The organism is Methylocystis sp. S23, from assembly GCF_054106005.1.
In genome coordinates this window covers 605,881-619,256 of sequence record NZ_CM134185.1, presented here as the reverse complement: position 1 = coordinate 619,256, position 13,376 = coordinate 605,881, and the positions used below count along the sequence as shown (strand labels likewise).

The 13,376-nt window shown below is 66.2% G+C and carries 11 protein-coding genes; 10 read left to right on the top strand and 1 reads right to left on the bottom strand.

Annotation, left to right across the window (positions count from 1 at the left end; all coding sequences use genetic code 11):
- The first annotated feature begins 11 nt into the window (after window positions 1–11).
- The 7 genes from ACV7JP_RS03180 to ACV7JP_RS03150 all read left to right on the top strand — a co-directional run bounded on the left by ACV7JP_RS03180 (window position 12) and on the right by ACV7JP_RS03150 (window position 8,819).
- Entirely contained in the window at window positions 12–1,616 is a 1,605-nt protein-coding gene (locus ACV7JP_RS03180) for a carboxyl transferase domain-containing protein (RefSeq protein ID WP_457797813.1), read from the top strand.
- A gap of 6 nt (window positions 1,617–1,622) precedes the next feature.
- The gene (locus tag ACV7JP_RS03175) at window positions 1,623–2,414 is read left to right on the top strand and encodes an enoyl-CoA hydratase-related protein (RefSeq protein ID WP_457797812.1); all 792 of its coding nucleotides are present in this window, start codon (window positions 1,623–1,625) and stop codon (window positions 2,412–2,414) included.
- Window position 2,415: 1 nt separating this feature from the next.
- A complete protein-coding gene (locus ACV7JP_RS03170) occupies window positions 2,416–4,407 on the top strand; it encodes an acetyl/propionyl/methylcrotonyl-CoA carboxylase subunit alpha (RefSeq protein ID WP_457797811.1) in 1,992 nt (663 codons plus the stop codon).
- On the top strand, window positions 4,394–5,359 hold the full coding sequence (locus tag ACV7JP_RS03165; protein WP_457797810.1) for a hydroxymethylglutaryl-CoA lyase: 966 nt from the start codon (window positions 4,394–4,396) through the stop codon (window positions 5,357–5,359). The genes ACV7JP_RS03170 and ACV7JP_RS03165 overlap by 14 nt, the downstream gene beginning before the upstream one ends.
- Window positions 5,360–5,361: 2 nt before the next feature.
- Window positions 5,362–6,531, top strand: a complete 1,170-nt coding sequence (locus ACV7JP_RS03160; RefSeq protein WP_457797809.1) for an acyl-CoA dehydrogenase family protein — start codon at window positions 5,362–5,364, stop codon at window positions 6,529–6,531.
- Window positions 6,531–7,586, top strand: a complete 1,056-nt coding sequence (locus ACV7JP_RS03155) for an enoyl-CoA hydratase/isomerase family protein (protein ID WP_457797808.1) — start codon at window positions 6,531–6,533, stop codon at window positions 7,584–7,586. The genes ACV7JP_RS03160 and ACV7JP_RS03155 overlap by 1 nt, the downstream gene beginning before the upstream one ends.
- A 66-nt stretch (window positions 7,587–7,652) precedes the next feature.
- Window positions 7,653–8,819 (top strand): acetyl-CoA C-acyltransferase, encoded by a 1,167-nt coding sequence (locus tag ACV7JP_RS03150; protein ID WP_457797807.1) that lies wholly within the window; start codon window positions 7,653–7,655, stop codon window positions 8,817–8,819.
- Window positions 8,820–8,875: 56 nt separating this feature from the next.
- On the opposite strand, the gene ACV7JP_RS03145 is transcribed toward ACV7JP_RS03150, so the two are convergent.
- Complete coding sequence (locus tag ACV7JP_RS03145; protein ID WP_457797806.1) at window positions 8,876–9,997, bottom strand: Glu/Leu/Phe/Val family dehydrogenase; 1,122 nt, start codon at window positions 9,995–9,997, stop codon at window positions 8,876–8,878.
- 171 nt (window positions 9,998–10,168) lie between these two features.
- Between ACV7JP_RS03145 and pdhA the strand changes: the two genes are divergently transcribed.
- Genes pdhA through ACV7JP_RS03130 form a run of 3 tightly spaced genes read left to right on the top strand, consistent with a single transcriptional unit; the run spans window position 10,169 to window position 13,318 of the window.
- Window positions 10,169–11,254, top strand: a complete 1,086-nt coding sequence (gene pdhA, locus ACV7JP_RS03140; protein ID WP_457797805.1) for a pyruvate dehydrogenase (acetyl-transferring) E1 component subunit alpha — start codon at window positions 10,169–10,171, stop codon at window positions 11,252–11,254.
- Entirely contained in the window at window positions 11,247–12,227 is a 981-nt protein-coding gene (locus ACV7JP_RS03135; RefSeq protein ID WP_457797804.1) for an alpha-ketoacid dehydrogenase subunit beta, read from the top strand. The genes pdhA and ACV7JP_RS03135 overlap by 8 nt, the downstream gene beginning before the upstream one ends.
- On the top strand, window positions 12,224–13,318 hold the full coding sequence (locus ACV7JP_RS03130; RefSeq protein ID WP_457797803.1) for a dihydrolipoamide acetyltransferase family protein: 1,095 nt from the start codon (window positions 12,224–12,226) through the stop codon (window positions 13,316–13,318). The genes ACV7JP_RS03135 and ACV7JP_RS03130 overlap by 4 nt, the downstream gene beginning before the upstream one ends.
- Window positions 13,319–13,376 lie beyond the last annotated feature (58 nt).

Sequence of the window (13,376 nt, the reverse complement as noted above, 5' to 3'; positions counted from 1 at the left end):
CGGGAGAGCCGATGGCCGTCATTGAAACATCGATCGATCGGCGCGCCGCCGAATTCGCGCAGAACCGCGAGGCGATGACGGCGCTGGTCGACGGGCTGCGCGACGCATCCGCCGTCATTCGCCAGGGCGGCGGAGCCGAGGCGCAGGCGCGCTACATGGCCCGCGGCAAGATGCTCGCGCGGGAGCGCGTCGAAGCGCTCATCGACCCGCTGTCGCCCTTTCTCGAAATCGGCCATTTCGCCGCCCATGGCATGTATGACGGCAAGCTCGCCTGCGCGGGCGTCGTCGCCGGCGTCGGGCGGATCGAGGGGCGCGAATGCATGATCGTCGCCAATGACGCGACGGTGAAGGGCGGCGCCTATTTTCCCATGACGGTGAAGAAGCATCTGCGCGCGCAGGAGATCGCCGCGCAGAACCGGCTGCCCTGCATCTATCTGGTCGATTCCGGCGGCGCCAATCTGCCGACGCAGGAGGATGTCTTTCCGGATCGGGATCACTTCGGCAGGATCTTTTACAATCAGGCGAGGATGTCCGCCGACGGCGTCGCGCAGATCGCGCTTGTGATGGGCTCCTGCACGGCCGGCGGCGCCTATGTGCCGGCCATGTCGGACGAGACCGTCATCGTCCGCAATCAGGGAACGATTTTTCTCGCGGGACCGCCGCTCGTCGAGGCGGCGACGGGCGAGGTGGTTTCCGCAAACGAGCTGGGCGGCGCTGAAGTGCATTGCGCGCGATCCGGCGTGACGGATCACATGGCGGAAAACGACGCGCATGCGCTGGCGCTCGCGCGTATGATCGTCGGCCATCTGCCCCCGAGGCGGGACGGACCCGTCACGCAAGCCGCCCTGGAGCCTCGTTACGATCCGCAGGAAATCTACGGCGTGGTTCCGAGCGACCCGCGCAAGCAGTTCGACGCGCGGGAAATCATTGCGCGTATCGTGGACGACAGCCGATTCGACGAATTCCGGGCGCTCTATGGAACGACGCTGACGGCGGGTTTTTCCCGGATTTGGGGCCATGAGGTCGGGATCGTCGCCAATAACGGCATCATCTTCCCTGAAGCCGCATTGAAGGCGACGCATTTCATCGAGCTTTGCGCGCAGCGCGGCGCGCCGCTTGTCTTCCTGCAGAACACGACCGGCTTCATGGTGGGCAAGAAATATGAGGCGCAGGGCGTCGCCAAGGAGGGCGCGAAGATGGTCGCCGCCGTCGCGACGGCCGCCGTTCCGAAATTCACGGTCGTCATCGGCGGCAGCTTCGGCGCGGGCAACTACGCAATGTGCGGCCGCGCCTATTCGCCCCGCATGCTCTGGATGTGGCCCAATGCGCGCATCGGCGTGATGGGCGGCGAGCAGGCCGCGAATGTCCTGACGCGCGTAAGACGCGGCGCCAGCCAGGCGCGTGGCGAGAATTGGACGCAGGAGGAGGAGCGCGCCTACGCCGAGACGATCCGCGCCGAATATGAACGACAGAGCGAAGCGCTCTATTCGAGCGCCCGATTATGGGACGACGGCGTGATCGATCCCGTCGATACGCGTCGCGTGCTCGCGCTGGCGCTCGCCGCGAGTCTCAATGCGCCTGCGGAGCAGACGCGCTTTGGTCTCTTTCGCATGTGAGGGCGCATGGATCTTGTCGAGACGATGGATGATCGGGGCGTCGTCGCGCTGACGCTCAATCGGCCGCATCGGCGAAACGCCCTCGACGACGCCCTCGTGCGGCGGCTGACGGAGACGCTCCGGCGGCTCGACGAGGATCCCGGCGTTCGGCTCGTGGCGTTGAGCGGCGCCGGCGGCAATTTTTGCGCCGGCGGCGACATAGAATGGATGAAGGGCGCGGCCAAGGCGGGACCAGAGGAAAACGAGCGGGACGCATTGGCTCTTTGCGAAATGTACGCCGCGCTCGACCGGCTTTCGAAGCCCACCGTCGCGCTTGTGCAGGGCGCGGCGTTCGGCGGCGGCGTCGGCCTTCTGGCCTGCTGCGACATCGCTCTCGCGGCGAAAAGCGCCAAGTTCTGCTTGAGCGAAGTGCGCCTTGGCCTCGTTCCCGCTGTGGTCGGCCCCTATGTCGTGAGAGCGATCGGAGCCAGAGCGGCGCGGGCGCTGGCGCTTGGCGCCGAAATCGTCGGGGCCGATTACGCCTTCCATATCGGCCTCGTGCATGAAGTCGCGCAGGAGGGCGGCTTGCCCGCCGCGCGCGACCGTATCGTCGAAGCGCTTCTTCTCGGGGCTCCGGGCGCTCAGGCGGAGGTCAAGCGCCTCGTTCGGATCTGCGAGGAGCGCGCGCCGGACATGTCGCTGTTGAAGGAAACGGCGCGGCTTCTTGCGCAGCGGCGCGCTTCGGCGGAGGGCGTCGAAGGTTTGAACGGCTTTCTCGAACGGCGCCGGCCCGACTGGCGCGCGCGGCGCGGAGTCTGACATGTTCCGCAAGGCGCTCATCGCGAATAGAGGGGAAATCGCCTGCCGGATCGTCAGAACGGCGCGCCGGCTGGGCGTCGGCGCGGTTGCGGTCTATTCCGACGCCGACAAGGATGCGCTGCATGTCGAGATGGCGGACGAGGCCTGGCGCATTGGGCCGGCGCCCGCGCGCGAAAGCTATCTGTCGATCGACAGGCTGATCGACGCCGCGCGTCGCAGCGGCGCCGAAGCCGTTCATCCCGGCTATGGATTTCTCGCCGAGTCCGCGGAATTCGCGCAGCGCTGCGGCGAGGCGGGGCTGATCTTCGTAGGTCCGTCGCCGGAGACGATGCGCGCGGTCGGCGACAAGAGCGCGGCCAAGAAATTGATGCGCGACATCGGCGTGCCGACGCTTCCCGGCTATCATGGCGCGGCGCAGGACGCGCCGACATTTACGCGCGCCGCGCGCGAGATCGGTTTTCCCGCGGTGGTGAAGGCCTCGGCCGGCGGCGGCGGGCGAGGGATGCGCGTCGTCCGTGCGGAAGAAGAGCTGCCTTTCGCGTTGGAGAGCGCCGCGCGCGAGGCGCGGGCCGCGTTTGGAGACGGCCGTCTGCTGATCGAGAAATTCATCGAGCGTCCGAGACATGTCGAGGTCCAGTTCGTCGCCGATCGTTTGGGACATGTGGCGACTTTCGCCGAGCGCGATTGCTCGCTGCAGCGCAATCACCAAAAGATTGTCGAGGAGGCGCCGGCGCCCGGATTGCCGGCGGCGTTGCGCGGCGCGCTTTCCGAAGCGACGGAGCGGATCGTTCGGGCGTCCCGCTATGTCGGCGCGGGAACCGCCGAGTTTCTGGTCGAGGGCTCCGACTTCTATTTTCTCGAAGTGAATGCGCGGTTGCAGGTCGAGCATCCCGTCACCGAAATGGTCGCCGGGATCGATCTCGTGGAATGGCAGTTCCGGGTCGCCTGCGGCGAAGCGCTGCCGCTGGATCAAAGCCGGATCGCGATACGCGGCTGCGCCATGGAGGCGCGGCTCTGCGCGGAAGATCCGGCGAAGGGCTTCATGCCGTCGTCCGGCGTCGTGACGCATCTTCGGCTCCCCCGCGAAAGCGCCGGCCTCCGGCTGGAAATCGGGGTGAAGACGGGCGACCATGTCTCCATTTATTACGATTCCCTTCTGGCGAAGATCATTGTCTGGGACGGCGAAAGAGACGGCGCGGCGCGGCGTCTTCAACAGGCGCTCGACCATGTCGAGCTTGTCGGCGTGGCGACGAATCTCGATTTTCTGCGGCGGCTCGTTCGAGACGAAAGCTTCCTCGCCGGACAGGCCGATGTCCGCCTTGCGCAGAATCTCGCTTCGCGCGTCGACGTGAAGCCGGAAGCGGATGACGATCTGTTGCTGGCCGCCGGCGCCGCATGCTGGCGGGAGCGCGAAAAGGCCCGCGCATCCGCGCGTGATTCCGGCTCTCCATGGTCGGCCGCCGATGGATGGCGGCTCTATGGCGAAGAGACGAGAAGGCTTGCTTTCCGCTTCGAGGCGAGGCTTCTCGACTGCAAGGTGACGACGCGCGACGAAAGAGCCTTCGTCATGACGACGGCGCAGCGCGCGTCGCAGGTCACGGCGACGCGGAAAGGCGATCGCCTCGCGCTTGATATTGACGGCGTGCGCCGCGAAGTCGGGGCCGTGGCGCGAGCGGAAGGCTGGGTCGTCATCATTGGCGGCCGAAACCATTTTCTAGAATGGGTGGAGCCGCTCGCGCCGCCATCCCGTCCGTCCATTTCCGACAATTCCTTTACCGCGCCGGTGCCTGCTCGCGTGACCCGCATACTCGTCCGGCGCGGAGATCGGATCGGGAAGGGCGCGCCGCTGGTGCTGCTCGAGGCGATGAAGATGGAAATCCCCATCAAGGCGCCGCGCGCGGGGGTCATCGAGGAAATTTACTGCGGCGAAGGGCAGTCGGTGCGCGAGGGCGAGGAATTATTGGCTTGGCGGGCGACGAATGACGCTGCCTGATCGCATACGCATCGTCGAGGTCGGTCCGCGAGACGGCCTTCAGAACGAGCCGGTCCTCTTGCCGGCGGCGACGCGCGCCGAGCTGATCGAGCGCCTGGCCACGGCGGGTTTGAAGACGATCGAAGCCGGCAGCTTCGTCCCCGTGCATTCTATTCCGCAAATGGCGGATACGGCCGCCGTTCTCGCGGCGCTCGACGAACGTCTCGACGCGCGGCTCTGCGTGCTGGCGCCGAATATGGCGGCGTTGCAGGCGGCGCTCGCCGCCGGCGTCCGCGACGTCGCTCTCCTGACCGCGGCGTCGGAAAGCTTCTCGCTTCGGAACCTGAATCGCGGCGTGGATGAGAATCTCGAAAGGCTCGCGGCGCTTGTCGAGGTTGCGAAAAATCACGGCGTCGCGCTGCGCGGATATGTTTCCTGCGCTTTCGGTTGCCCGTTCGAGGGCGAAGTCGATCCTGCGCGGGTCGTCTCGATCGCCAAGGAGCTGCACCAAATGGGATGCTACGAAATTTCTCTCGGCGATACGATCGGCGTCGCAACGCCTCTAGAAGCGCGCAAGCTCGTCGAGTCCGTCGCGCGAGACATACCGATCGGCAACCTCGCCGGCCATTTCCACGACACGTACGGACAGGCGCTCGCGAACATATTCGCTTGTCTCGAGTCGGGACTCGCCGCCTTCGACAGCTCGGTCGCGGGCCTGGGCGGTTGCCCCTATGCGCCGGGCGCGACAGGCAATGTCGCGACAGAGGACCTCGTCTATATGTGTCGGGGTTCGGGGATCGAGACCGGCGTCGACCTCGACGGACTGCTCGGCGCGAGCGACTTTGTCTGCGAGCGTCTGGGACGCGCGCCTGAAAGTCGCGTCGCGCGCGCCCGCCGCGCGACGCGATGCGCGCGCGAAGCGTCGGAGCCGGCCGCGATCCTTGCGGCGTCGCAACACATCTCCGGAGATTAGCCGTGTCGATCTATTCGCAGAGCGGCCTCAGCGACGACCAGCGCGCCATCCGCGAGACCGCTTTTAAATTCGCGCGCGACGCCATCGCTCCCTTCGCGCTGCAATGGGACCAGGACAAGTTCTTTCCCGTCGAGACGCTGCGCGCGGCCGCCGCGCTCGGCATGGCGGCGATCTATGTCAGGGAGGAATCCGGCGGCTCGGGTCTGTCGCGCCTCGACGCCGCCATGATCTTCGAGGCGCTCGCGACAGGCTGCCCGTCCGTCGCCGCCTATCTTTCGATCCACAATATGTGCGCCTGGATGATCGACGCTTACGGCTCCGACGAGCAACGCCGGCGCTTCCTGCCTCGCCTCGCCAGCATGGAGACGTTGACGAGCTATTGCCTGACGGAGCCGGAATGCGGTTCCGACGCCGCCGCCTTGCGGACGCGCGCCGTCCGTCGCGGCGGCGCTTATGTTCTGACCGGCCAGAAGCAGTTCGTCTCCGGCGCGGGCGCCGGCGGCGGCGCGCATCTCTATATCGTCATGGCGCGCACGGACGGCTCCGGCGCCGCCGGCGTTTCGGCCTTTCTCGTCGAGGGCGGCGCGCCTGGGCTCGGCCTCGGCGCCAATGAGCGGAAAATGGGATGGAACGCGCAGCCGACGCGCGTCGTCTCTCTCGAAGAATGCGCGGTTCCGCTGGAGAATCGGCTCGGCGCCGAGGGAGACGGCTTCAAGATGGCGATGGCCGCGCTGGACGGCGGCCGGCTGAATATCGGCGCCTGTTCGCTCGGCGGCGCGCTGAGCGCTCTCGAAAAGGCGATCGGCTATATCCATGCGCGAAAGGCCTTTGGACGGCCGCTTGCTGATTTCCAGGCGCTGCAATTCCGGCTGGCGGACATGGCGACGGAATTGGAGGCGGCGCGGGCGCTTTTGTGGCGCGCCGCCTCCGCCCTGGACGCGCGCGACGCGGCGGCGACGCGCCTTTGCGCGATGGCGAAGCGCGTGGCCACCGACACGGGCTTCGCGGTCGTGGACAATGCGCTGCAAATATTCGGCGGATACGGCTATCTCGCCGACATCGGCGTCGAGAAGCTGCTGCGGGATCTGAGAGTCCATCGCATTCTCGAAGGAACGAACGAGATCATGCGCGTGATCGTCGCGCGCGATTTATTGAAGGAGCAGGGTTGCTGATGGAGCAGTCGGAGCTTCTCGTTTCACGCGAGGGCCGGGTCGGGCGCATCAGGCTCAACCGCCCGAAGGCGCTCAACAGCCTGACCTTGAACATGGTCAGGCTTTTCACGCGTGCGCTCGGCGCATTCGAGAGCGATCCGGCGATCGTTGCGGTTCTGGTGACCGGAGAAGGCGAGCGCGGCCTTTGCGCGGGCGGCGATATTCGCAGGCTTTACGATCTGCGCGACGGCGACAAGACTTATTACAGGGATTTCTGGCGCGAGGAGTATCAGTTGAACGCGGCGATCGCCGCCTATGGAAAGCCTTATATCGTCCTGATGGACGGGCTCGTAATGGGCGGCGGCGTCGGCATATCGGCGCATGGCGATTGCCGCATCGTCACCGAACGCACGCGTCTCGCCATGCCGGAAACGGGTATCGGCTTCATCCCCGATGTGGGCGGCACATGGCTGCTTTCGCGCGCCGGGAGCGCGGGCGTCTATATGGCGCTTTCGGGCGCGACGGTGGGAGCCGCGGATGCGCTTTATCTCGGACTTGCCGACGTATCGGTCGACTCTCGAGCGATTAACGATCTGATCCGAAGCCTTTGCGGAATTCGGGAGGCGTCGGAGGCGCAAGCGCTGCTGAAGCGCTTTGCGCAACCGCCGGGGATGGGCGAATTGGCGCAAAACAAGGCGGCGATCGAACGCGCGATGACGGCGGAAAGGGCCGAAGACATAATCGCCGCGCTCGCGGCCGAGGATTCCGCTTTCGCGCAAAAAGCGGCGCGCGCGATCAGCGGAAATTCGCCGACGAGCCTGAAGACCACCCACGCGCTCTTGAAGCGCGCGATGCGGGCGGCAGGCCTCACGGAATGCTTGATCCACGAATTCCACGCGGCGTGCAGCCTTCTTGCGTCCCACGACCTCTATGAAGGGATTCGCGCGGCGATCGTGGACAAGGACCGCTCTCCGAAATGGCGCCCCGCGACGCTCGAGGAAGTCGACGATTCGACAGTCGCGACCATCCTCGCCGGAGACGGCGGCGCCGAGCCCGTCTTTGCGCGGGCCGCGTAGAGCGCCTCTTCCTTCCTCGGACGCAAGCGCCAGATAGGAAGAAGGCTTCCGGCCGAGGAGCGTTGCGTGCAGGATCCTGTCGTCATTTTGGGCGCGGCTCGAACGCCGATCGGCGCCTTTCTCGGCGGGCTGAAGGATATATCCGCGCCGGCCCTCGGGGCGCGGGCGGTGGAGGCCGCCATATCGCGCTCGGGCCTCTCCGGAAACGAAATAGACGAATGCGCGATGGGTTGCGTTCTGACCGCGGGCCTGGGCCAGGCGCCGGCCCGACAAGCGGCGCTTGGCGCGGGCTTGAGCGAAGAAACGCCCTGCGTCACCATCAACAAAATGTGCGGCTCGGGCATGAAGGCGGTGATGGACGCCCATGATCGACTGCGGGCGGGCGAGGCGCGGATGATCGTCGCCGGCGGCATGGAGAGCATGAGCAATGCGCCCTATCTGCTGCCGCGGGCGCGGACGGGATTTCGCATGGGTCATCGGCAGGCGCTCGATCACATGTTTTTCGACGGGCTCGAGGACGCCTATGAGAAAGGCCGCCTCATGGGCTCCTTCGCAGAGGATTGCGCCGTCCATTACCAGTTCACGCGGGACATGCAGGACGAATTCGCGCTTTCATCTCTGCGGCGCGCGCAGCAAGCCGCACGGGAAGGCGCTTTCGGGCCCGAGATCGCGTCTTTCGGCGGCGCGTTCATTGCGCGGGACGAGCTTCCGCTCAAGGCGGACGCTTCCGCGATACCGAGGCTGCGTCCGGCCTTTCGTGAGAACGGCACGCTGACGGCAGCGAATTCGAGCGCGATCTCGGATGGCGCCGCGGCGCTTGCGCTGACGACCGCAAGGCGCGCCGAAAGCCTCGGCGCCGCGCCGCAGGCGATTATTGTCGGCCACGCCGCCCATGCGGGGCGGCCCGCGCAATTTCCGACGGCTCCGATCGCGGCCATTCGCAAGCTGCTCGAAAAGATCGGCTGGAGAGCTCAGGACGTCGATCTCTTCGAGATCAACGAAGCTTTCGCCGTCGTCGTGCTGGCGGCCATGCGCGATCTGGGCATCCCCCACGATAAAGTGAATATTCATGGCGGCGCTTGCGCGCTGGGCCATCCGATCGGCGCTTCGGGCGCGCGCATTGTCGTTACCCTCCTGGCGGCGCTCGCGCGTCATGATCTGATGCGCGGCGTGGCGGCTCTGTGCATCGGCGGCGGGGAGGCGACCGCCGTCGCCGTCGAGCGCCTTCGCTAAGGCGGCGCAAAAACGCGCCGGAAGCCCGCGCTCCGCAACCGATCGCGGCCCCCGTTCTAGCGCCAGCGTCGAAGCGACATCATCCGCCGCAGCCGATCCACGGCGAGCCTCGTCGCCGCTTCCACGGGAGAGGTTCCGGATCCGCGCGCGTTTTCGAGCGTCAAGCGCGTATTGCCGCCGACTTTCTCTTCGATCGCCTTCAAGGCCATGGCGGTCGTTCCGCCGCTATGTTCAACGGCGGCGGCGACGACGCCGCCGGCGTTCGCGATGAAGTCCGGCACGCTGACAATGCCGCGCTCGAACATGATCAGCTCCGCTTCGCGCGTCGCCGGCACATTCGCGCCTTGCACCACGAGCTTGCAGTCGAGATGCGCGGCGTTGTCCGCGCGCAAGGCGTCGGGGCGCGCCGCCGGGACCCAGATGTCGCAGGGAATGGCGACGAGCGCGTCATTGGCGATAACTCGGCCTCGGCCATATTCGACGACGCTCTTGCCGAGACGTTTCAGCCGCGCCAGGGCTTCTATGTCCAGGCCGTCCCGATCGATAACGGCGCCGGCGATATCCGCGACGCCGACGAGCCGCGCCCCCTTCTGTTCGAGAAAGCGCGCGGCGTGCTCTCCGACGGCGCCGAAGCCCTGCACGACGACGCGCGCGCCTTGCAGCGACAATCCCGCAAAAGGCGCCGCGACTTCCGCGGAGATGGCGACGCCGAAACCCGTGGCCCCGATGGCGTCGAGCGGTATGCCGCCAATTTCCGCCGGAAGGCCGACGGCGCGGCCGATTTCGTCATGAATCCATCCCATCGCCGTTTCGTCGGTGCCCATGTCGGGCCCCGGAATGTATTCGGCGAGCGGCGCGATGGCGGTTGCGAAGGCGCGGATCAATTGCTCCTTCTCGGCGCGCGGCATCGCCGGATTCGCGAAGATGACGGATTTCGCGCCGCCATGGCGCAAGCCGCAGGCGGCGTTCTTCAGCGTCATGGCGCGCGCCAATCTGAAGCACTCATTGACGCTCACATCCGGCGCCATGCGCGTTCCGCCAATCGCGGGCCCGGCGGCTACATTGTCGATCACGACGATGGCGCGAAGGCCGACGGAAGGCGTCTGCAGGTAAACGATCTTGGAAGGGCCGATTTCGTCGCCAAAGGCGAAAGGGTCCGCGAAAGAATCTGTCGCCATGACGCTTAGTTTGGACGCTAGGCCGTTCTTTCAAGTGCGCCTTTAGCGGATAGGCGCGCGCATGGCCTGCGGGGGCGTCGCCGTCAATTTTGGGGCCTTCCACGTGACTTCCATCCGCTCCGCGCTAACTGCTGACTGCATCGGGACGCTAGAAACAGCTCGAGCTACGTCATGGGCCTGCATACGAGCATAGACGCGCAGATCGAACTCGTTCGCTATCTGTCGCCCGAGGGGACGCTGCTCGCCTCGTCCGCGCCCGTCGACGACGAGACGCTCGTGATCCTTTACGAAGCGATGACGCGGGCGCGCATCTTCGACGGCAAGGCGATCGCGTTGCAGCGCACCGGGCAATTGGGAACATTCGCTTCCGCCCTCGGCCAGGAGGCTGTCGGCGTCGGGGTTGGCGCCGCAATGGCGAGACGGGACGTGCTCGTCCCTTCCTATCGTGATCATGGCGCGCAATTCACCCGCGGCATGAGCATGGCCGAATGCCTGCTCTATTGGGGCGGCGACGAGCGCGGAAGCGACTTTCGCGAGCCGCGGCTCGATTTTCCCAATTGCGTGCCGGTCGCGACGCAAATCGCCCATGCCGTCGGCGCCGCCTACGCCTTTAAGCTGAGACGCGAGGATCGCGTCGCCGTGACCTTTATCGGCGACGGCGGCACGGCGAACGGCGCCTTTTACGAAGCCTTGAACATGGCGGGCGTCTGGAACGCGCCCGCGGTCGTCGTGATCAACAATAACGGCTGGGCGATTTCGACGCCCCGATCGCTCGAAAGCGCGGCGCAAACGCTTGCGCAGAAGGGCGTCGCGGCCGGAGTCGAATGCCGCCAGGTCGACGGCAATGACGTCATCGCCGTCCATGACGTCGCGCGCCGCGCCATCGCAAAGGCGCGCGCCGGCGAAGGCCCGACATTGGTGGAGGCGCTCACCTATCGCCTCGGAGACCATACGACCGCCGACGATGCGACCCGCTACCGCGACCCTGAAGTCGTCCGCAGGGAATGGGCGCGCGAGCCCATCGCGCGGCTGCGCGCCTATCTCCTCGCCAGGGGCGTTTGGTCGAAGGAAAAGGAGGCGGCGCTCCTCAAGCGATGCGCGGAGGAAGTCGAGCGCGCCGTCGCCGACTATCTTGCGACGCCGGCGCAGAGCGTCGATGCGATGTTCGATCACCTTTACGAATCCCTGCCGCTCCCTTTGCACGATCAACGCGAATGCGCGCGCCGTTTTTCGACGGGTAGAAACGAACATGGTTGAGCTCAATCTTGTTGAGGCCGTGAACGCGGCCCTGGCCTTCGAGATGGCGCAGGACGAAAGCGTGTTGCTGCTCGGCGAAGACATCGGCGTCAATGGCGGCGTCTTTCGCGCCACAAAGGGATTGCAGGCCCGCTTCGGGCGCGAACGCGTCATCGATACGCCGCTCGCCGAAGGAGGAATCGCCGGCGTCGCAATCGGCATGGCCGCGATGGGATTGCGGCCGGTCGCCGAGATACAGTTCAGCGGATTCATCTATCCGACGCTGGACCAGATCATCAATCATGCGTCGCGCCTGCGCAATCGGACGCGCGGACGCTTGACCTGCCCGATGGTTCTTCGCTCGCCCTATGGCGCCGGCATTCACGCGCCGGAGCATCATTCGGAGAGCCCCGAGGCGCTTTTCGCGCATGTGCCGGGACTGCGAGTCGTGATCCCGTCAAATCCGGCGCGCGCCTATGGATTGCTGCTCGCCGCCATGCGCGATCCGGATCCCGTCGTGTTTCTGGAGCCGACGCGGCTTTACCGCCTTTTCAAGCAGGAGCTTGCCGATGACGGCGAAGCCCTGCCGCTCGACGCCTGTTTCCTGTCGCGAGAAGGACGCGACGTCACGATCGTCGCCTGGGGACCGATGGTGCGCGACGCGGAAATCGCGGCGGAGTCGCTTGAAGACCAAGGGATCGACGTCGAGATCGTCGACGTCGCGACGATCAAGCCCTTCGACTTCGAAACGATCATGCGTTCGATCGAAAAGACGGGCCGTTGCGTGATCGTGCAGGAAGCGCCGCGAACGAACGGCTTCGGCGCGGAGATCGCGGCCGAAATCGCCGAGCGCGCGCTTTATTCCCTTCAGGCGCCGATCCGGCGCGTCGCCGCCTATGACGTGGTGGTTCCGCTCTATCGCTTGGAGCGCGAATACATACCGAGCGTCGAGCGCATCGCCGACGCGGTCCGCAGCGTGATGGAGGGCGTATGAAGACCTTTCTTTTGCCCGACCTCGGAGAAGGCCTGCAGGAGGCGGAGCTTGTTGAATGGCGCGTGCAGCCGGGAGACGAGGTTGATGTCGATCAGCCGCTTCTGTCGGTCGAGACCGCCAAGGCGGTCGTCGAGATTCCGTCTCCCCGCGCCGGCCGGATCGAACGGCTTTTCGCGGGTCCCGGCGAGATCGTGCGCGTCGGCGCGCCGCTCGTCGCCTTCGAAGGCGAGCGCGAGGACGATGCGGGTACGGTGGTCGGCGTGGTCGAGACGAGCGCAAGCGTCTTGCGCGAGGTCACGACCGGACGAACGAACGCGCCGACGCGCGTCATCCCCGCCGTTCGGGCCTTGGCAAGACGCCTCAAGGTCGATCTCGGCATGGTCACGCCCTCCGGTCCGGACGGCTTGATCACCGCCGAGGACGTGCAGCGCGTGGCGAAGGTGCTGAGCGAGGTCGAGCCGGCGGAGCCCTTGCGCGGATTCCGCCGGGCGATGGCGCAGAACATGTCCTTCGCGCAAGCGGAGGTGGCGGCGGCGACCATCATGGACGACGTGACGATCAGCGCCTGGGAGCCGGGCGCCGACGTCACGATCCGCCTCATCCGCGCTTTGGCGAAAGCCTGCGAGGCCGAGCCCATTCTCAATAGCTGGTTCGAAAGCGCGACGCTTTCGCTGCGCCGCTTGCGGAAGATCGATCTCGGCATCGCCGTCGATACGCCGGACGGCCTGTTCGTGCCGGTGCTGCGCGACGTCGCGTCGCGGAACGCGTCCGATCTGAGAGAGGGCTTGAACCGCATGCGGGCGGACGTCGCCGCGCGACGCATTCCGCCTGAAGAGCTTCGCGGCGCGACGATCACTCTGTCCAACTTCGGAACGATTGCGGGCCGCTATGCGGCGCCGATCGTCCTTCCGCCGACCGTCGCCATTCTGGGCGCGGGAAGAATCCGGCGCGACGTCGTCGTCCGAAACGATGAAGTGGGAATCGGCCCTGTTCTTCCCTTGAGTCTGACTTTCGATCATCGCGTGGTCTCCGGAGGAGAGGCCGGGCGCTTTCTCGCGGCCGTCGTCGCCGAACTTTCGCGCCCGGCGTAAGCCGGCGGATTTTCAACGACGCCGCGCCCTCCGGGAAGCGCTTGCTACGGCGACGCTG

What these genes read in the sequence shown, in the direction of transcription:
- ACV7JP_RS03180 (WP_457797813.1), top strand. Translation starts at nt 12, where the DNA reads ATGGCCGTCATTGAAACATCGATCGATCGGCGCGCCGCCGAATTCGCG.
- ACV7JP_RS03175 (WP_457797812.1), top strand. Translation starts at nt 1,623, where the DNA reads ATGGATCTTGTCGAGACGATGGATGATCGGGGCGTCGTCGCGCTGACG.
- ACV7JP_RS03170 (WP_457797811.1), top strand. Translation starts at nt 2,416, where the DNA reads ATGTTCCGCAAGGCGCTCATCGCGAATAGAGGGGAAATCGCCTGCCGG.
- ACV7JP_RS03165 (WP_457797810.1), top strand. Translation starts at nt 4,394, where the DNA reads ATGACGCTGCCTGATCGCATACGCATCGTCGAGGTCGGTCCGCGAGAC.
- ACV7JP_RS03155 (WP_457797808.1), top strand. Translation starts at nt 6,531, where the DNA reads ATGGAGCAGTCGGAGCTTCTCGTTTCACGCGAGGGCCGGGTCGGGCGC.
- ACV7JP_RS03145 (WP_457797806.1), bottom strand. Translation starts at nt 9,997, where the DNA reads ATGGCGACAGATTCTTTCGCGGACCCTTTCGCCTTTGGCGACGAAATC.
- pdhA (WP_457797805.1), top strand. Translation starts at nt 10,169, where the DNA reads ATGGGCCTGCATACGAGCATAGACGCGCAGATCGAACTCGTTCGCTAT.
- ACV7JP_RS03135 (WP_457797804.1), top strand. Translation starts at nt 11,247, where the DNA reads ATGGTTGAGCTCAATCTTGTTGAGGCCGTGAACGCGGCCCTGGCCTTC.
- ACV7JP_RS03130 (WP_457797803.1), top strand. Translation starts at nt 12,224, where the DNA reads ATGAAGACCTTTCTTTTGCCCGACCTCGGAGAAGGCCTGCAGGAGGCG.